The following is an 18,613-nucleotide window of genomic DNA, read 5'->3' as shown; positions in this document are numbered from 1 at the left end:
CGAAGACGCCGGCGAGGACCCGTAGGGATCGCTGATCAGCGACCTCGGGTTCAGGTCGGCCGTATCGGCCGTAGGAGTGCTCTATGGACTGGATCTCCACTCAGTTCCCGACTGCGGGCGAGATCTCGTCGAGAGGCACGGCCAGGGGGTCGGCGGGCGACGTCAAGCCGCTGAAGCGCGGCAGGACCTCCTGGGCGAACAACTTCAGGGCGGCCTCGTTGGCCTTGTGCCTCTCGGGCGTGTACATGTTCCCGTCGAAGTTGAGCAGGATGTTGCCGATCCCGAGGTCGGCGTACTCCTGGATACGCGCGGCGACGGTGTCCGGGCTGCCGTACAGGTAGTCGGGACGGTCGGGGTCGCCCAGGTCACCGAACGTCTGCCGAAGCGGAGCGGTGACACCGGCGATGTCCATGGCCTTCTTCAGGAAGGGGGCGGTGCGCTCGCGCCGCCGGTTCTCGTGTCTGAGCTTGGCGACCATCAGCTCGCGGGCCCTGGCGTCGGTGTCGGCCACCACGGTGTGAACGAAGGTGTGCGTCGTCCACGCCATGCAGTGCTCCAGCACCTGGGCCGAGTGCCCGGCGGCGGCCAGTGCCTCCCGATAGAGACGCAGGCGCCGCCGGGCGTCCGGGCCGGCGCCGAAGACGAAGACCGGCCAGCCGCCCGCCGCCGAGCGGTGGATGCTCTGCTCGCGCATCGCCACTCCCATGAGCTTGGGCCGCGGACCATGGGAGGCGGGGACGATCCGCTCCACGAGCGTCCCCCGGTGGTAGCCGTTGTCGAACACGACCGGCTCGTCCTGCGGCTCCTTCGCCCAGAGCCTCTCCATGATCTGCAGGTTGTCTTCGAGCAGGTGGGAGACGGCATCGTCCATGTTGACGCCGAGGCTGACGCATTCCTGCATGTCGCGGTTTCCGCTGCCGACGCCGAACAGCACCCGGCCCTTGGCGAGCTGGTCGAGCAGATTCATCCGCTCGGCCAGCAGTAGCGGGTGGTGGTAGGGCACCACGATCAGGGCGAAGCCCAGATGCGCCTGCCTGAGCTGAGGGGCGAGGTAGGTGGCGTACAACATCGAGTCGCTGCCTTGAGGGGCCAGGCCGGTGGTGTGGTGCTCGGCGGTGAAAACCCCGGCGAAACCGGCCTCGTCCGCGTAAAGGGCTTGCTCCACAACGGCGTCCAGGACCGTCATGTCGTCGCCGGGCTGAGCCGAACTGGGGAGCTGGAAGAGCGAGAATCGCATGACGCCTCCGTTATCCGACCGGCCAACCGGTCGGTTTTGACCGTAGAAGCTTGGTCATTCAGCTGTCAATGCGTGCCGCAACCACGGTGTGAACGCGGTGGCGAGGCATCGGGCGCACGAATAGTCGACATACGGAATGTCAATTTCCCCGATACTCCTGCCGTTGCGATGATGACGGCACCCTCGTTGAAACCCGACGGAAACCCCTAGGTAACTGGCTATCGCGCCAGAACGATCCTTCGACGTCCAGCCGGAACGTTTTCCACGGCCGCCCTTGCGTACGACACGATCGCAGCCCCCTCTTCTCGTCCTGCCCGATCAGGAGAACCAGCCATGGCCACAGACGCGGGAGCGTCCCCCACCGGTGCGAGTGCATCCAAATCTCCGACCGTCGCCCGGCACGGTGACCGGATCCCTCTGAAATTTCTCCTGGCCTACGGCGCCGCCACCCTCGGGCTGTGGGTCGTGCTGCTCACCCCGGTCATCATCACCCTGCCGCTGCGCGTCGGCGAACTGGCACCGGGGACCAAAGAGACGAGCCTCTCGCTCATCCTGGGCGTCGGCGCGGTCTGCGGGCTCGTCAGCAACCCCGTCTTCGGCCGGCTGAGCGACCGCACGACCTCCCGCTGGGGCATGCGCCGCCCCTGGCTGCTGGGCAGCGCGCTCACGGCCTTCGCAGGTTTGCTCGTCATGGCGGCCGCCACCAGCATCCCCGTGCTCCTGATCGGATGGTGCGTCGTCTCGGCCGCGCTCAACGCCATGCTCGCCGTCCTGCTGGCGGTGCTTCCCGACCACGTGACACCCAGGAGACGCGGAATGGTCTCCGGCATCCTCGGCATGTGCCAGGCCCTGGCCGCCGTCATCGGGATCGGCCTGGTCAACGCCGTCGGCGACGTGCCCTTCATGATGTTCGCCGCGCCCGGCGTCGTGACGCTGCTCACCTGCCTGTGGCTGGTGGCCGTCCTGCCCGACCGACGCCTCGCCCCGGCCGACCGCCCGCCGTACAATTTCGGCGAGCTGCTGCGCAGCTTCTGGGTGAACCCGGTCAGGCACCGGGACTTCGGCTGGGCCTGGCTGAGCCGATTCATGATCTTCATGTCGATCTCGTCGGTCCTGAACTACCAGGTCTACTACCTGACCGACGGACTGGGCCTGCCGACGGCCCAGGTCACCCAGCTCGTGGGGCTCGGCGTGCTCATCCAGACCGTCACGGTCGTCTTCGGCGCGAACGTGTTCGGCTGGCTGTCGGACAAGGTCGACCGGCGTAAGGTGTTCGTCCTGGTCTCGGCTCTGGTCGGCTCGGCCGGGCTGCTGACGCTCACCGTCGGCCGCTCGGTGCCGGCATTCCTGTTCGGGATGGTCCTGATCGGTCTCGGACAAGGCGTCTACTTCGCCGTCGACCTCGCCCTGGTCACCGAGGTGCTGCCGGACAGCGAGCGGGCGGCCGGCAAGGACCTGGGCGTCTTCAACATCGCCAACAGCCTCCCCCAGGCCATTGCGCCCGCCATCGCCCCGCTGTTCATCGGCATCGGCACCGGGCAGAACTACACCGCCCTGTTCGTGGCCGGCACCATCTTCGCCGTCGTCAGCGCCCTGTCGATCATCCCGGTACGAGGGGTGCGCTGAGCGATGCACTTCTCCCTCTTCCTCGGCCCCGGAGTCCGCGGACCCTTCGAGGACAAGCGCGCCATCGACCTCGGGATCGAACAGGCGATGGAGGCCGACGAGGCCGGATTCACCGCCGTCTACGTGGGCGAGCAGCACTTCAACGACTACGAGCCGTACGGCAACGGCTTCATGATGGCCTCCTACCTGGTCGGCCGGCTGCGCAACGCCTACCTGGGCACGAGTGTCGTCCCGCTGGTGCTGCACCACCCGCTCTTCATGGTGGAGCGGTGCAACCTTCTCGACCAGCTCACCGAAGGACGCTGCATCATCGGCATGTCGGCCGGGCGGCCCCGGGAGGGGAAGGCCTGGCACAAGCACGATCTCGCGCCCGACCAGCGGGCGCGGCTCTTCGATCAGAAGCTGGACGTCATGCTGCGCGCCTGGGCGCACCGCGCCGGCGACCCGCCGCTGGAGTTCACCACCGACGACGAGCACGGGGTGATGGAGGGGCGGATGATGCCCTTACTCCTACCGCACCCCCCACCGCTGTACGCGATCGGCACCAACACTCCCGCCAAGATCGCCGAGGCCGGGCGGCTCGGCCGCAAGGTGCACCTGGGCCCGTTCGACCCCGAAGGCGCGGGTCGGCTCGCGACGCTGTACCGGCGAAGCCTCCAAGAAGGCGGCCACTCCCCCGAGACCATCGAGGACAACCTCCGCTGGCTGATCCACACGAAGATCATCTATGTCGGCGAGACCGACGACGAAGCGTGGGACACGGCCGAACGGCTCTTCACCGGCCCGATGGTCATGGCGCCCTGGATCAGGCGTGATCCAGCCTGCGACGGCATGCGGCTGCGCGACGTCTACCGTGCCGACCCCGGCGAATTCGCTCCGGCGATGGGCATGCCGGAGAACCAGACCGCTTTCCTGCACCGCACCGCGATCGTCGGCGGTCCCGAGACGGTGGCGGCGAAGCTGGCCGAGTACGACAAGGCCGGGCTGTCGCACACGCACGCCCGGTTCGTCTTCGGCGCTCTCGACGACCCGGAGGTGTTCCGCCGCTCCTTCCGGCTGTTCGTCCAGGAGGTCATGCCACGCCTGGGGGTCGACACGATTCCAGGCCCCCACCCGGAGCAAGTCCGGCCCGAATACAGGAACGCCTGATGCGCATCGACGTGCACGCGCACTACATGCCCGCCGAACTGGCCGGCGTCTTCGGCGAGCTGGGCGGCCGGCCGATCCGGATGCACCATCCCACCGCGATGGACGAGCGGCTGGCCGCCATGGACACCGCCGGTGTCGACCGGCAGATCCTGAGCCTGGGGGCGCTGCACCCGTATTGGGATGACACCGGCGCGGCCGTCGCGGGCGCTCGAGCCGCCAACGCCGTCTACCACCGGGTGATCGTCGAACACCCGGGCCGGTTCGGCGCGTTCGGCAGTGTTCCGCTTCCGCACGCCGGACACGCCGCTCGCGAAGCCGCGCGCTGCCTGGACGAGCTGGGGTTCGCCGGGATCGGACTGGGATGCTCGGCAGCGGGCCGCCCGCTGGACGATGCGGAGTTCGACCCGCTCTGGCGGGAGCTCGACCGCCGCCGGGCCGTGGTCTACCTCCACCCCGGCGGGGCCAATCAGGTGGCCGTGGGAGTGTCGGACTACCCGATGCTGCTGGGACCGGTCTTCGGCAGTCCCGCCGAGAGCGCGGTGGCCGCCGTCCGACTGGTGTTGCGCGGCGTCACCACCCGCTTCCCCGACATCCGCTTCCTCCTCGGCGCCATGGGCGGAGCACTGCCGTTCCAATGGCAGAAGCTGCTGCGCAGCGCGTCCTTCGCCTCCCATGCCGACCGTGGCACCGAGCCGGCCAGATTGGCCGAAGAACTGCGCCGCTTCTACTACGACACCTCCTCGATCGATCGCACGTACGTGGTCGCCGCGCGGGAAGCGGGCCTGACGGACCGGCTGGTCTTCGGCTCCGATGCCCCCTGGGGCGACCCGATCGCGTCGGTGGCCTCGATCGAGGGCTGTGACCTGCTGACCCCAGAAGAGAAGAACCTCATCCTCGACCGGCGTGCCGAGGCCCTGATCGCCGGTGACAAGACAACCGGATGGTGACCAGGGGCCGCCCGCTCTCACGCCACCTCCAACCCGTCCGCCCCGGACGCGACGTGGTTCAGAATTATCGCGCGTGCGCCGCCGCAGTCGGCCACGCCAGCCGCGCCTTCCGGCGAGAAGCCCGCGGGCCATGGACTCCATCACCACGTGCAGAACCTGGAGTGGGACACATGACGACATCGACCGACGACGGGCTGCGCCGGCTCACCCCGGCCGAGTTCCGTGACGTGATCGGCCACTTCGCCAGCGGAGTGACCGTGATCACCACCCTGTACGACGGCGAGCCCTACGGAACCACGGCCAGCGCCGTCAGCTCGCTCTCTCTCGAACCGCCCATGCTGCTCATCTGCATGAACAAACAATCCTCCACCGGCCAGGCGATCAGCGCCGCCCGCCGGTTCGCGGTCAACATCCTCACCGAGGACCAGCCCGACGATGCCCTGCGCTTCGCCGGCAAGGGAAACGACAAGTTCACCGGCGTCGAGATGGTCACGGGCGCGCGAGGCGAGCCGCTGCTCCGCGACGCACTGGCGACCCTCGAATGCCAGGTGACACAAGAGGTCACCGGCGGCACCCACTGGGTCTTCCTGGCCGAGGTCGAACGGGCCTCAGCCAGGGCAGGGACGCCGCTGGCCTACTTCCGCGGGCAGTTCGGACGGCTGGAGCTCGGCCACGACGAGACCACACTGCGGGAGATCCGCACCCGTGTGCTCAGCCGCGAGATCCCCGTTTCCGAGCCGCTGGATCTGGCCGACCTGGCCGAGCGGCTGGCGGTGCCGCGCGGGTCCGTCTACCACGCGCTGGCCAAACTCGCCGGCGAAGGGCTGGTCACCCGCGACGCCGAGGGCGCGTTCGTCGTGGCCCCGGTCACCTTCGAGGCCGTACAGGACGCCCTGCAGGCCCGCGCGGCCATCGAGTTGGGCGTCGCCGCCGAGCGGGCCGGACGGCTGACGCCTGAGGAACTGGCTGGTTTTCGCCGCCTGCTGGAGGAGATGCGGGCCGTACGCGAGGCAGACGAGGAGACCTGGGTGCGAGCCCTGACCGCATTTCTGGAGTACGGTGTGCGCCTGGCGGGCAACGGCACGCTGCTCGACGCCTACCGCCGGATCAACATTCCGGCGATCATCCTCAACCTGCGCAGCCGCTCGTTGCTGCCGAGCCTCCCGGCCCGGGATGTCGGCCACCACGCCGCTTTGGTGGATGCCTACGCCGTGGGGGATTCCGCCGCGGCCTTCGCCGCCATCCGGCGCCGCACCGACCTGGCGATCTGTGGCGTCCGGAAGGAGATCGTCTCCGTCGGCGGGCAGATTTGACCGTTTGCTGACGCTGGTGATCATCGCGGTGAAGCCCGTTTTGCGCAGTCAGGCGAATCGTCGCTGACCTGCGACCATCCGGCGCGTATATGCAGCTCGTCGGTGCCTGCGAGCGCCACGATGCGCCGGCCGCCCCGCGCGGTGCGTGTCATCGCGCCCGCTGCGCCGCTGTTGTTCCGTTACGTCAGTCAATGGTGGTGAGGGACCGTGCGAGATCGTCGACGAACGCGTGCACGTCCCCGAGCTGCCACAGGCCGCTCGCGGAGCGGTCGAGCAGGAGACGCCCGTGCACCGATGACCACACCGACATGGCCGCCGTCTCGGGAGTCTGAGTCAGGCGCATGCCCGTCTCGGCCAGCCGGGCGACCGCCCTGCGCCAGCGCTCGGCGACCTGGGTCGTGCCGTCCTCGGCGGGGGCCGCGAACATCACCTTGAAGCTCGCAGGATGCTCCTCGGCGAAACGGCAGTAGGCGTGCGCCACGGCCGCGAGCCGATCGGCCGGCGGCCAGGCGGCCGTGTCCTCGTCGGCGCGGTCCATCACCTCCAGAAGCCGCGCGAAAAGGTGGCCGAAAGCAGCTCGGGTGAGCTCTTCCTTGTCAGCGAAATGCAGGTAGATGGCGGGCGCGGTGATGCCTGCCTCGCGTGCCACCTCGCGCAGGGACAGCGGCATGGGCCTCATGCGCTGCTCGTCGGCGATGAGCCGGATCACGGCCTCGATGATCTCCTCGCGCAGCTTCTCGCCCTCCCCGCGGGCATTGCGCGGTCTCCGCCTGGCGGGGCCTGGAGCAGGCAGGGAGGCGTCGGGGCGTTGGGGCATGTCTCCAGCCTCGCACAGAGAAGGCCCTGGTCGGGCTGTGGGTCATCTCACACGCCGTCAGCTTGCCCACTCTAACTAAACGATTGTAAATTAACGAGTGTTTATTAACGGGTGGCGCGCTCTCCGTCAAGCGCCCCCGATTTGGAGGCAACCATGCACATCACCATCGATGAGGCCAAGTGCTGCGGAGCCGGTCAGTGCGTCCTGTCCGCCCCTGAGGTGTTCGACCAGCGCGACGAGGACGGCGTCGTCGTCCTGCTCGACGCGCGGCCACCGGCCGGCCAGCACGACAACGTCCGCGACGCCGCAGCCGTCTGCCCGGCCGCGGCGATCGAGATCCACGAATGAGCGGCCACGGCGCAGCGCTCTCAGGTGCCACAGCCGCACCACGAGAGGAGCGCCCATGAGCGCGCTGCGCACCGTGGTGGTCGTCGGCGCCTCCGCGGCCGGCCTGGCCGCCGTCGAGGGACTGCGCCGTTCCGGGTTCGACGGGCGGCTCGTCCTCGTCGGGGAGGAGAAGCACCTGCCCTACGACCGTCCTCCGCTGTCCAAGCAACTTCTCGCCGGTGACTGGACGGCCGAGCGGCTGCTGCTGCGCTCGCCCGAGGTCTACGACGACCTCGGGGTGGAGGTCCGCCTCGGGGTACGGGCTCGGGGGCTGGACGTCGACTGCCGCGAGGTCCACCTCGATTCCGGCGATCCCGTCCACTACGACGATCTGATCGTCGCGACCGGCGTCCGTCCCCGGAGGCTTCCCGGGAGCGACGGCATCGAAGGCGTCCACGTGCTGCGCACCCTGGACGACGCGCTCGCGTTGCAGGAGTCGCTGAACAGCCGCCGGCCTCTGGTGATCGTCGGCGGTGGGTTCATCGGTGCGGAGGCGGCCGCCGTCGCTCGCGGCCTGGGTCGTGCGGTCACCATGGTGACCGACCAGGAGGTGCCGCTCGCCGACGCGGTCGGCCCCGGCATCGGGGCCATGCTGACGGACGTACACCGTGAACACGGCGTGTCGGTCGTGACGGGAGCGCGGGTCGAGAGCGTCGTCGCCGACGGCCGCCGCGCCACCGGGGTGCGGCTCGCCGACGGTCGCACCATCGAGGCGGGCGCCGTCCTCGTCGGTATCGGAGCCCGGCCCAACATCGAATGGCTCGCCGGAAGCGGGATCCCCGTCGGCGACGGCGTCGAGTGCGACGCCACCCTCCACGCGGGCGGCAACGTGTGGGCCGCCGGTGACGTGGCCTCCTGGCCCGACCCGGCCACCGGCGAGCGGCTGCGCGTCGAGCACCGTACGAACGCCTCCGAACAGGGTCTGGCCGTGGCGCGCAATATCCTCGCCGGACCCGAGGCCGCCACGCCCTTCGTCACCGTGCCCTACGTCTGGTCCGACCAGTACGACCGCAAGATCCAGATTTATGGCCGGACGCGTGGCGCCGACCGGATGCGCGTCGTCGAGGGGAGCATCGAGGAGCGGAGGTTCACCGCGCTGTACGGGAGACAAGGACACGTCACCGCCGCGCTGGGCGTGAACATGATCCGCCCGCTGCGCGCCCTCCGCGCCCTCGTCGCCTCCCGCGCAGCCTGGGACGACGCCCTCACCGACGCAGCCGCCTGACCTCCAGGAAAGGACATCGCATGACGACCACCATCGATCACGCCGCCACCCCCGACTTCCCGCTCCGGCGTGGATGCCCGTACGCCCCGCCGGAGGTCGCCACGGAATTCCGCGAAGGCGGCGCACCGCGCCGGGTGAAGATCTGGAACGACAGCACCCCCTGGCTGATCACCAGCCACGAGCAGGTGCGGCAGGTCCTCGGCGCCACCGACCGCTTCAGCGCCGACGTCACCACCCCCGGCTTCCCGAGCACCAGCAGCGCCCAGCCGCAGGTGGAAGGCGGCATCTTCTTCCGCAAGGACGGCGACGAGCACCTGCCCATCCGCCGCATACTCAACCCGGACTTCACCGCCAAGCGCTCCGAGGCGCTCCGGCCGCGGATCGCCGAACTCACCGACCAGCTCATCGACGACCTGGTGACCATGCCGCGGCCGGTGGATCTGATCGAGCACTTCGCGCTCGCCCTGCCCACCGTCGTCATCTGCGACGTGCTCGGCGTCCCCTACGCCGAGCGCCACACCGTTCACGAGTCCTCCAAGAAGATCGTCCAGCTGAACGCCCCGCACGAGGAGAAGCTGGCGGCCCAGCAGGCGCTGCACGCCAACCTCACCGACCACGTGGAACGCAAGCGCCGTGACCCCGACGATTCGCTGTTGTCGCGGCTGGTCAACGTGCATGTCGCGGGTGGCGACCTCACCTTCGAGCAGGCCGTCAGGCTGGGCATGCTGGTGATCGGCGCCGGTCACGAGACCACCGCCAACATGATCGGTCTCGGCATCCTCGCCCTGCTGCGCGAGCCTGGACAGCGCGACATCCTGCTATCAGATCCCGCGAGGTACGCGGCCACCTGCGTCGAGGAGATGATGCGGTACTGGAGCATGGTGCAGAGCGAGCCGCGCCGGGTCGCCATCCAGGACACCGAGATCGGCGGCGTGCTCATCCGGGCCGGCGAGGGTGTCATCTGCAACCTGCCCGCCGCCAACCGGGACCCGGCCGTCTTCGCCGCGCCCGAGCAACTGGACATCACCCGCGTCGAGCGCCGGCACGTCGGGTTCGGCTTCGGCATCCACCAGTGCCTGGGCCAGAACCTGTCCCGCGTCGAGATGCAGGTCGCCTGGCCCCGGCTCTTCCAGCGCCTTCCCGGCCTGCGGCTGGCCGTGGACGAGAAGGAGTTGCGCTTCCACGACCAGGCGCTCACGTACGGGCTCGAAGACCTGCCGGTGACGTGGTGAGCGCCACCCCCGCGAAGGAGCACGACCCCTTCGCGCACCTCATCGACCAGGGCAGAGCCACCTACGAGACAGTGATGTGCGGACCGGGCGCCGACGGGCACGGCCAATCACTCGGCGACCTGTGCGTCAAGACCGTCTTCGCCGACGTGTGGCAGCGACCAGAGCTCTCGATCCGTGACCGGCGGCTGATCACCCTCACCGTCCTGGCGATGCTCGGCCGGGAACGTATCACCCCCTACCACGTCCACGCCGCTCTCGACAGCGGCGACCTGGACGAGGGACAACTCCAGGAGATGGCCCGCCAGCTCGCCTACTACGCGGGCTTCCCGGTGGCCTCGGCCTTCGAGTTCCTCATCAACGACATCGTCGCCGAACGTTCCGGCGATGACGGCAAGGAGAGCAGTCGATGACCGGACGGCTGGAAGGCAAGACCGCCGTGATCGTCGGCGGCGGGCAGACGCCTGGCGCCACGACCGGAAACGGCCGGGCGGTCGCGCAGCTCTTCGCCCGCGAAGGCGCCAAGGTCCTGGTCGTCGACCGCGACCTCGACTCGGCCGAGACGACGGCGGAGCTGATCCGCCGAGAAGGCGGCACGGCGACGGCGCACCGGGCCGACATCACCGTCGAATCCGACTGCGCGGGCATCCTCGACGCCGCCCTGGCAGGCATGGGACACGTCGACATCCTGCACAACAACGTCGGCATCGTGCCCGCCGGACGCACCGAGGACCTCCCGGCGGACGCCTGGCGCCGCGGCTTCGAGGTCAACCTCACCGGAATGTGGCTGACGTGCAAATACGTCCTGCCCCACCTGCGGGAACGAGGCAGCGGAGCTATCGTCAACATCTCCTCCATGGCCGGGCTGCTCGCCGGTGGCGAGACCATCGCCTACACCACCTCCAAAGCGGCGGTCCACTCCATGACCCGCAGCCTCGCGCTGGAGTACGCGCCCCATGGCGTGCGGATCAACTGCCTCGCACCCGGCATGATGGACACCCCCATGGGCGTCGACGCCGTCGCACGCGCAGGTGGCGTGGACCGCGCGCAGGTGGCGGCCCGCCGGGCCGCGCTGGTCCCCATGGGTCATCAGGGCACCAGCGACGATGTGGCCAACGCCGCCCTCTTCCTCGCCTCGGACGAGGCGGCGTTCATCACCGGCGCCGTCCTGGCCGTGGACGGCGGCTTCAGCCTGCGCTCCCGCCACGCTTGATCCGGCCCGGCGAGAGGGCCATCGGTCCGGGCGAAGACGGTCGTGGCGCGAACCGAACGTACTGAGCTGGTCCGGGCGTCCCGGCCTCGCCTAAGGTCGATGACGCCCGGCACCCGCAGAACGCCGGGTACGGACAGGCCGCCGGTACGCCAGCGATCCGCCGCTTCGATGAGTCGTGAGATCGCTGGCCGCGCGCGGTCGGTCACGGATACGCCACATGGGAGGAGCCTCGATGGCAGACCACGACGCGCTCGACGGGCCAATCCTGATCGTCGGCGCGGGCATCGCCGGCTCCGCGCTGGCCGCAGCCCTCGGGCAGCGGGCATCGCGAGCGAGGTGATCGACCTCGACGACCGGACGGACGGAGCCCACATCGGCCTGACCAACCGGGCCGTCGACGTCCTGGACGACTTGAGCGTCCTCGACGCGGCCGCCCAAGCGGGCTCCGCTCATCAGGACACCGTGTTCGTCCGCATGTATCTGGCCAACGGCGACCCCATCCCGATCCCGCCGCCGCCCCGGCCGGATACCACGTTCCCCGGCCGCACGCGACGACCGCGCAAGAACGTCCAGCCGTAACCAATCTCATGAGATGCCACACCAAGCCGCGTCCCACCAGATGGTCTGCACGCCTGAGCGTGCAGACCGCTTCGGGCATCCGTGCAGACAACCAGCCTGGCTACTGGGCGTTACTTGGCAGCCAAGATCGCATTCGGGGAACGCTTCAATCAGCGGACGAGACCGTCGGCGCGGCCGGGACGTCGTATGCCGCGACCGACCAGGCTCCGGGTCGCCTGCCCAGTTTGGCGGCCAGCCGGTCGGCTGTCTTCGGGCTGGACAGCTCGTACTTCCTCTCGCATACACCCGCGGGCGGGCACGAACCGCGTCCACGCGCGACGGGCGCATCGGGGGGAAAGACCCAGAACGTGATGTTGTGATCGCGGCCGAGCCAGCCCGGTTCGTAGGCCTTGTCCGCGAGCATGCTGAGTGCACCGTCCGGGCCGCACACGCCGCCGGCGCTGCTCCCTGCCTCATGGCTGAAGAAGATCGAGCCGGGTGTCTGGCAGAAGATCACGATCGCGATCTTCTTGCTTGTGGGACGGAACCGGAGGCTCACTTTCGTGGCCGACTCTGGCATCCTGGCTCCCGCCAGACGATCCAGCCCCTTGTAGACGCGCGGCTCCTGCTCGAAGGCCGGGGAGGCCGCGGGCGGCGGCGCGGGTTCGGAAGCGCCGACCAGGTTCGACACCAGCATGACCACTGTCGTGACGACCACCGTGGTGGCGACGGCGGCGCCTGTCGTCCAGTACCAGCGCGTGCGGGGCCGCCGTGCGAAAGCATGGCGGGCGGCCAGCCGCGCGCGGGCCCTGGCCACGGTCTCGGATGACGGCGGCGGCACGTCCGGTACCGCCTGGGCGAGCAGCGTGACCTCATCCATCGTGCGCCTCCTTCAGCGGGTTGACGTCGCCTAGTGCCTTGCGAAGCTGCTTACGTGCTCGGTTGAGCCGGGACGCGACGGTGCCGTAGGGGATCTCCAGGGCAGCGGCGACCTCCTGGTGGGTCAATCCGCCCAGCGCCACCAGCAACACCACGTCCCGGTCGCCGCGGTTCAGACCGGCAAGCGCCCCCGCGAGCCTGCCATTGAGCGTTCCGGCCGCGACACGCGTGAGCGTCGCGTCCTCGTGGCTTTGCGCCTCGCGTTCGGAGGTCCGGCTGAGCGCTTTCCACTTGCGGATCTCGCTGCGGCGGTGCCTGGAGATGAGCTTGGGGGCGATGCCGTACAGCCAGGGCCTGACCTGACCGCGCGAGGATTCGTATCCGCCTCTAGCAGCGACGAGGAAGACCTCGGCCGCCAGGTCGTCGGCGTCGTCTATGGAAAGCCGCCGGGCGATGTAGCGGTGAATCTCGGCGAAGTGCATGTCGAAGATCCGCGCTGACCGAGGCCAAGGCCGCGGTCGCCAAAGCCCGCGCCGAGGGCGCCACCACCATGGATCCGGAAGTTTCAAACGGGCTGCGCGCCCGCTATGACCAGGCGGTGGCCTGGGGCATCGCCACCAACACCCACCGCGACTGGCCCTCAGGGCGACATCCCGGCTACCCTGGCACGGCGGCTACAAGCCCGGGCCCCGCAGGTGTGGCGCTTCACCGCCGACTTCGCCGTGCCCTTCACCAACAACCCCGCCGAGCAGCCACAGCGCATGGTCAAACTGCAGATGAAGATCGGAGGCTGCTGGCGCAGCGTACGCACCGCCGCCCGCTACTGCCTCATCCGCTCCTACCTCGGCACCGCCCGCAACCACGGCATCCACCCACTCGACGCCCTCCGCGACGCCCTGGCCGGGAACCCCTGGATGCCGCCTCAATCCGCCTGATCAATCACAGGCCTGAATGGATACGCAGCTACCTCCCCGATTACGCAGCAAAGCACCAGCTCACAGCACGAAACCGTATTTCCGAGCGGGACAGGCCCACAGGACAGCGCGGCGGACGAGTCGTGACGGCCTTCGGCTGTGATAAAGCAGCGCGCGGCTCGAAAACGCAGTGCAGCTGTCCCGACCGACGCTGTGACTCTGCCATGTACTACATCAGCCAAGCATTCGTTCAACCGTTTTGATCACTCGCTTGATGTGGTCTTGGGCTAGAGCTTGTTCATGTGCGCCCTGCTGTATCGCATCGTCCAACCAACCAGCGCCCTTTTGTGTGGAAACCAAGGGTGCGAGTCGTTCAAGCTCACCAGCGCGAACTAGAACGATGCCGATGCTATCGAGCCAGTTCAGGAGAATATTCGCAGCCACGGCTGCTTCTCCTTTGAAGGCACGGTCGCCAGCATCCTTGAGCTGTTGCCATGCGCTCGGATCCACCCGCATCGCCGCCTTAACCTGCTCGGCAATGCCGCGATCATATGCCTTGTCTAGATGCTCCTGTAGTATCAGCTGTATTTGGGACAAAATTATTCTGCAGGAGAGGCTGGCGCGTGGTTGGCGAAAGGCATGGGTGGCAATTCGATACTCTGCGGAGTGAGCGTTCCAGTCGGCGCCGAATGAAGTGACCAGCCTCTTCGCTTTGGATTCATCGTTAAGCAAATCCAGATCGGAGACTGCGATGATCGGAACCGAAACTCCTTGTAGCGCAATTGCAAGGCGTACAAAGCCATCTTTGCCTCCTGCAGGAACAAACAGAACATCGCCCGCATTGAATGAGAGTCGTTCGAACGACTCCGCCGCATCCAGCGATGCTTTGTAAAATCGACAATCTCTATCTGCTTCCGCGAGAACTACAACCCTGTGAAACAACCCGTCCAGCACGTTCGTATAGCGGAGAACTGGGTCGCTCCATAGATCCTGAACCCGACTTGGGTCTATTTGATGCGCAAATACGTTGTCGCCTCTTCTATCAAGTCGTACCACTGAGACTGATGCTTGAGACTCCAGCAGCCCAATGAGCAGATTTCTGTCATGCGTTGCAAGGATTATTTGCACACCCCGATCCCGAGCCAGTTTTCCGAGAATTTTCCCTAGCATGTTTGCTTGAGGCGGATGAAGAAAAGCTTCGGGCTCATCGACAATGGCAATCGGATAATGGCTTGTGATTATTGGTAGCAATAATCCCAGGAGACTCTTCATGCCATCGCCTTGTTCATGCAGTGGAGGTAGCGCAGTTAGCGCCCGCCTATACTCTGCAGTGATGGCATTGGCCGGTGGAACGTCCACCGCTAGAGTCCCGACACGAAGTAGTACTTCGCCACTCAACCAGTCGAGGACGACTTGTTCACGGAATATCATTTCCGATAGGTTGCAGATTTCCTGCAGAATCTCATTGTCGTCCTGCAACCGATGTATGGGATGACTTGCAGGCTGACCGAAATCCTTCCTGGCCGGCTGCGGCTGGACCCATTGAAGTCGTGCATGTGCGTCACCTGAATGAACCAGAAGACCGGAAAGTTGGTGTAGGCTTCCAGTCGAATTCTCTGTCTGCCAGGCATTGATAATGCTAGTCATCGAAGTGTGGGTGTGACGCTGATCCATGAAACCTTCGCCGTTCTGGCGCGAGGCGGCTCTCGCATGATGCGAATCCAGCCAGGCGATAAGATCCTTTGCACCACCCGTTCTTTCCAAGCTAACATGTTCAATGATTCGCCCCGGAGTTCTTGCTCCTCCATTCCAGCCTAAATGCTTTCCCAGCTCGCTCAAGAATGTTGATTTCCCTGCATTGTTGCCTCCAGTTACGACCGTGACCCCACTAGGGGGGAGGTGAATTATGTCCCCAGCGACGGTGGTGACCCTGTCGATTTGTATAGAGAATCTATCGGCGTTGCCGTCTATAAGATTGTTCAAATCTCTGTGTGTGCCCGCCCCACCGTCGGACCACTCAACATGCTCTACCCTGTCGTTCATCGTGGCCTTCCTTACTCCTTGCAGGGGTGATGCACGCCAGCGTATTGGGTAGACATGTCTCCGCACCGGGCAATTTGCGATGAGTGCTGAAACTACGTTTCTCAACCTGTACAGCTCGAATATTGATCTATGTGGTTTGAGCTGGGGCTATGCGACGTGGTGGCACTGGCTTATAACGCCCGCGGCGACGGGTTTTCGGTGGTGTCAACCACAGTCATCGGGCTGTCTGCAGATGTCCCCACAGAATCGAGGAGCTGAATCAGTGCGCCTTGAGTGACATCGCGCGGGCATTACGCAGGGCGGGCAAGTGCCCAGTCAGGCAGCGGGCATAGTCCATCAGCAGGTCGGGCAACCGGTCATAACGTCCCCACAGCTCGGTAGCCTCCGCGTCTAGCGCATCCTCGGTTGTGGCGTTCTCCAGGCCGTCCCGTTCTTCCAGCTCGACGGCGCGTACTCGGGCCCGCAGAGCCGCATCGACAGCGTCCGACGCCGCCTTAACGTCTGACATCACCGCAGGCGGCACACCGATCTCCTCCAGGGTCTGCAGAAGGCCCTTGGTCTCGGGCAACGGCGGCATCTGATATACCATCCACGTCTGGCCCCACAAGCGCCTGCGTCGCGCTTCCGGTGCGCCATCTTCGACGAGCACCGCCTGCCCATCGAAGGAGGTGTGCTTGACCGACAGTCCGATCTCGGCGGCGAACGCGTGACCACCGACCAGGGCCATCCCGGCGCGCGACGGGTCGGCAGGGAGCCCCTCATCCATGTCCAGAGCGAGCTGGGCGAGTTGCCGGTCCTCTTTCGGGATCGGCGGGAGCAGGGCTAGTTCCTCTGCCTCCAAGCACTGGCTTGGGTCGCCTGCCACCGCGCGAGCCACGGTCAGGGGTGTCCCGCAGACTGCGGAGACCACGGCGCATATCGCCATATCGACCCACCAGGCGATGAAACGCCGGGCTGTCCGGTATTGGTGGGCCACGACATCCTCGGCAAGCAGCGTACGCTCGTGGGCGAGCGCACGTCTCGGGTCGATGAGCAGACCCGGCTCGGTGTGCTCACCCGGCTGGTGGCTTGCCGCCGACGACTCATCGAGCTGTCGGCTGGCCTCTGCTTGAGCCGTCCATGCCTGGCGGCATCCGTCGGCAAGGGCACACAGCAGCCGCCCCACCGCCTCGTCGCTCATCACCTGCCCGGGCATGGCCCGTGCCGGCGTGCCATCGTCCATATGCGTACCCTCACCTCAGGACTCAACGGCATCTGCACCTGACGGCGGAAGTGAGCACCACACATCACAAACCGCTCAGCAACCGCCGTCTCGAAAAGACTAATGGACCGCCGCATCGGCCGCCGCCCGAATCAGCATGTGTGCGCCCTCCGGGTAGACTTTGGAGCGGTAGAGTGTTACGGGGGTCTCGGTCTTCCGGGGTATCGGATGTGACATGACTCCGTCCGAAGCCACAGCAGTAGGGGCGGCGCTCAAGGAGATCGTGCAGTAACGACGAAAAGCCTCATGACCCTAATGGGTGTCGATACTTCTACTCACCGCTGTGTGCTGCAGTGACATCCTTCAGGCCCGCGCGATCGAAGCAATGCTCAGAGTCGGGATGCTTGAAGCTCAGGGCGTTCTGTCCGAACCAAAGGAAACGGCACACTCCGTTGGCAAACCCGCAGGTGAACAAGTGTCGGCACCGCGCATGCGGGGGTGTTCCTGGTACGTACCGGCCATTCAGACCTCCCTGTTCGTCGGCCCCGCGCATGCGGGGGTGTTCCGGGTGCATGGGATACCAAGGCGTGTGATCGCGCGTCGGTCTCGCGCGTGCGGGGGTGTTCCGCAGTCGAGCCGAACAACTACCAGATCAGCATGTGTCGGCCCCGCGCCTGCGGGGGGGGTCCTCTCAGCTGTGATCCAGTCCGGGACCAGACTCTCCACCATGCTGATCTTGAGGTGCCCAGTGTCTGGGCCGATTTACCTGGCGTATCGGGGGCCTCCCATCGTGCGGCCGCCAGATTCACCCAAGTTCTCCCGCCAACCCCGCCCTTTTCACCAGCCTCCCCCAGCGCGGCGAACGTTCGAACTGCTGGGCAATCACCAGCCCCGTCGGAAGCAGCCCGTTCTCGCCTGCCACGGTCCTTGCCCACTCCCAGGCCGCACGCTGAAGCGCTCGCTCCCCCTCTGAAGACTGCTGCGAGGCCGACTCACCCGATGATCGTTCCGGCCGCGTTCCGAGGCGGGCAGCGGATTGCCGGACCTGACACATCAGCATCTCGTACGCCCCGATGAGCGCCAGACTCGGCCACCCCGCGATCAACCGAGCAATCACCGTCGGCTCCGCCACCGCCACATTGGCCCCAATACTGGCGAGACCGCTGACGATCAGCAACGCCCACGGCAGCAGACCACCACGCGAACCGTGCCGACTGGCCCGCAACAGCGACATCGAAGCCGCCACGATCGTGCCATCCACCGCCAACGGAATGAGCGCGGCGGCCAGCACATCCTCCCCATGCGCCAAGGCCAACTCGCGCATGTGCCGGAAGGACACCACAGCCGCGATCGCCGCCAGCACGAGGACCGCCCCGGTGGTCGTCCAGCGGATCCATCGATCCGCCGACAGCGGCTCCGCAACCGGCGAATCGATCGCCTCAGCTGGATGGTCCCCAGACCTGGATGGCGTTCTTGCAGGATCGACGACATCGGCAGGAGCAGCCACCGCGATCACCGCCCGTCCATCGCTCGCGCTGCCGACCCCGAGCGCCGCCGCGGCAGCCGACGGACCGCCTCGAGCTTCGCCTGCCGGCTCGGCTCCGATCGCTGAGCTGTAAGAACGCCCTGCTCAGAGGGCACATCGACGCGTTCCCTAGTTCTGTGTCCCTCGCAGGGGGCACTCGATCTTGATCAGCGGTTTAGGCCGCTGACCAGGGCAAACATCGCAAGTACGGGCGGGCCTCCAGTCTCACGGAGTCCCGCCCGTTCTCGTTGAAGCTCACTAGTTGTGGACCAACCGTGGACCATGATCGAGTTTCCCTCTGAACCTCGAACGGCGAGGCGGCTCCATGTCACTGGTGCTTCCTCAAACGG

Annotated in this window: 18 protein-coding genes; 11 read left to right on the top strand and 7 right to left on the bottom strand. The window is 66.9% G+C overall.

Annotation, left to right across the window (positions count from 1 at the left end):
• Window positions 1–100 precede the first annotated feature (100 nt).
• Window positions 101–1,237 (bottom strand): LLM class flavin-dependent oxidoreductase, encoded by a 1,137-nt coding sequence (locus tag ACWD0F_RS38355; RefSeq protein WP_449885260.1) that lies wholly within the window; start codon window positions 1,235–1,237, stop codon window positions 101–103.
• A 333-nt stretch (window positions 1,238–1,570) separates the two neighbouring features.
• Between ACWD0F_RS38355 and ACWD0F_RS38350 the strand changes: the two genes are divergently transcribed.
• The 4 genes from ACWD0F_RS38350 to ACWD0F_RS38335 all read left to right on the top strand — a co-directional run bounded on the left by ACWD0F_RS38350 (window position 1,571) and on the right by ACWD0F_RS38335 (window position 6,272).
• Window positions 1,571–2,863, top strand: a complete 1,293-nt coding sequence (locus ACWD0F_RS38350) for an MFS transporter (RefSeq protein WP_449885257.1) — start codon at window positions 1,571–1,573, stop codon at window positions 2,861–2,863.
• Between the two features lie 3 nt (window positions 2,864–2,866).
• The gene (locus ACWD0F_RS38345) at window positions 2,867–4,012 is read left to right on the top strand and encodes an LLM class flavin-dependent oxidoreductase (protein WP_449885254.1); all 1,146 of its coding nucleotides are present in this window, start codon (window positions 2,867–2,869) and stop codon (window positions 4,010–4,012) included.
• The gene (locus ACWD0F_RS38340; RefSeq protein WP_449885252.1) at window positions 4,012–4,959 is read left to right on the top strand and encodes an amidohydrolase family protein; all 948 of its coding nucleotides are present in this window, start codon (window positions 4,012–4,014) and stop codon (window positions 4,957–4,959) included. The genes ACWD0F_RS38345 and ACWD0F_RS38340 overlap by 1 nt, the downstream gene beginning before the upstream one ends.
• A 170-nt stretch (window positions 4,960–5,129) precedes the next feature.
• Window positions 5,130–6,272 carry a flavin reductase gene (locus ACWD0F_RS38335; protein WP_449885249.1) on the top strand — a complete coding sequence of 381 codons (1,143 nt, stop codon included), beginning with the start codon at window positions 5,130–5,132 and terminating at the stop codon, window positions 6,270–6,272.
• Between the two features lie 184 nt (window positions 6,273–6,456).
• Here the strand turns inward: ACWD0F_RS38335 and ACWD0F_RS38330 are convergent, their stop codons facing one another.
• Window positions 6,457–7,089 carry a TetR/AcrR family transcriptional regulator gene (locus tag ACWD0F_RS38330; RefSeq protein WP_449885246.1) on the bottom strand — a complete coding sequence of 211 codons (633 nt, stop codon included), beginning with the start codon at window positions 7,087–7,089 and terminating at the stop codon, window positions 6,457–6,459.
• 153 nt (window positions 7,090–7,242) lie between these two features.
• Between ACWD0F_RS38330 and ACWD0F_RS38325 the strand changes: the two genes are divergently transcribed.
• The 6 genes from ACWD0F_RS38325 (at window position 7,243) to ACWD0F_RS38300 (ending at window position 11,722) form a co-directional block, all read left to right on the top strand.
• Window positions 7,243–7,437, top strand: a complete 195-nt coding sequence (locus tag ACWD0F_RS38325; RefSeq protein ID WP_449885243.1) for a ferredoxin — start codon at window positions 7,243–7,245, stop codon at window positions 7,435–7,437.
• Window positions 7,438–7,492: 55 nt separating this feature from the next.
• Entirely contained in the window at window positions 7,493–8,701 is a 1,209-nt protein-coding gene (locus tag ACWD0F_RS38320; protein WP_449885240.1) for an NAD(P)/FAD-dependent oxidoreductase, read from the top strand.
• A 20-nt stretch (window positions 8,702–8,721) separates the two neighbouring features.
• Window positions 8,722–9,933, top strand: a complete 1,212-nt coding sequence (locus ACWD0F_RS38315) for a cytochrome P450 (RefSeq protein ID WP_449885237.1) — start codon at window positions 8,722–8,724, stop codon at window positions 9,931–9,933.
• Complete coding sequence (locus ACWD0F_RS38310; protein WP_449885235.1) at window positions 9,930–10,343, top strand: carboxymuconolactone decarboxylase family protein; 414 nt, start codon at window positions 9,930–9,932, stop codon at window positions 10,341–10,343. Before ACWD0F_RS38315 ends, ACWD0F_RS38310 begins: the two co-directional genes overlap by 4 nt.
• Window positions 10,340–11,143 (top strand): SDR family NAD(P)-dependent oxidoreductase, encoded by an 804-nt coding sequence (locus ACWD0F_RS38305; RefSeq protein ID WP_449885232.1) that lies wholly within the window; start codon window positions 10,340–10,342, stop codon window positions 11,141–11,143. The genes ACWD0F_RS38310 and ACWD0F_RS38305 overlap by 4 nt, the downstream gene beginning before the upstream one ends.
• Before the next feature lie 336 nt (window positions 11,144–11,479).
• Window positions 11,480–11,722: a hypothetical protein gene (locus ACWD0F_RS38300; protein WP_449885229.1), complete on the top strand. Its 243-nt coding sequence runs from the start codon at window positions 11,480–11,482 to the stop codon at window positions 11,720–11,722.
• Window positions 11,723–11,867: 145 nt separating this feature from the next.
• Here the strand turns inward: ACWD0F_RS38300 and ACWD0F_RS38295 are convergent, their stop codons facing one another.
• Both ACWD0F_RS38295 and ACWD0F_RS38290 read right to left on the bottom strand, forming a co-directional pair.
• The gene (locus ACWD0F_RS38295) at window positions 11,868–12,581 is read right to left on the bottom strand and encodes a hypothetical protein (protein ID WP_449885226.1); all 714 of its coding nucleotides are present in this window, start codon (window positions 12,579–12,581) and stop codon (window positions 11,868–11,870) included.
• The gene (locus ACWD0F_RS38290; RefSeq protein ID WP_449885224.1) at window positions 12,574–13,062 is read right to left on the bottom strand and encodes an RNA polymerase sigma factor; all 489 of its coding nucleotides are present in this window, start codon (window positions 13,060–13,062) and stop codon (window positions 12,574–12,576) included. The genes ACWD0F_RS38295 and ACWD0F_RS38290 overlap by 8 nt, the downstream gene beginning before the upstream one ends.
• A gap of 105 nt (window positions 13,063–13,167) precedes the next feature.
• Here ACWD0F_RS38290 and ACWD0F_RS38285 point away from each other — a divergent pair, with 105 nt between their 5' ends.
• Entirely contained in the window at window positions 13,168–13,515 is a 348-nt protein-coding gene (locus tag ACWD0F_RS38285) for an IS66 family transposase (RefSeq protein WP_449885221.1), read from the top strand.
• Window positions 13,516–13,728: 213 nt separating this feature from the next.
• On the opposite strand, the gene ACWD0F_RS38280 is transcribed toward ACWD0F_RS38285, so the two are convergent.
• The 3 genes from ACWD0F_RS38280 to ACWD0F_RS38270 all read right to left on the bottom strand — a co-directional run bounded on the left by ACWD0F_RS38280 (window position 13,729) and on the right by ACWD0F_RS38270 (window position 18,254).
• Window positions 13,729–15,537 (bottom strand): AAA family ATPase, encoded by a 1,809-nt coding sequence (locus tag ACWD0F_RS38280; RefSeq protein ID WP_449885219.1) that lies wholly within the window; start codon window positions 15,535–15,537, stop codon window positions 13,729–13,731.
• A 259-nt stretch (window positions 15,538–15,796) separates the two neighbouring features.
• Window positions 15,797–16,759 carry a hypothetical protein gene (locus tag ACWD0F_RS38275; RefSeq protein ID WP_449885216.1) on the bottom strand — a complete coding sequence of 321 codons (963 nt, stop codon included), beginning with the start codon at window positions 16,757–16,759 and terminating at the stop codon, window positions 15,797–15,799.
• Window positions 16,760–17,543: 784 nt separating this feature from the next.
• Complete coding sequence (locus ACWD0F_RS38270) at window positions 17,544–18,254, bottom strand: DUF2637 domain-containing protein (protein ID WP_449885214.1); 711 nt, start codon at window positions 18,252–18,254, stop codon at window positions 17,544–17,546.
• Window positions 18,255–18,613 lie beyond the last annotated feature (359 nt).

Source organism: Nonomuraea sp. NPDC002799 (assembly GCF_053592075.1).
This window is presented reverse-complemented; position numbering and strand designations above follow the sequence as displayed.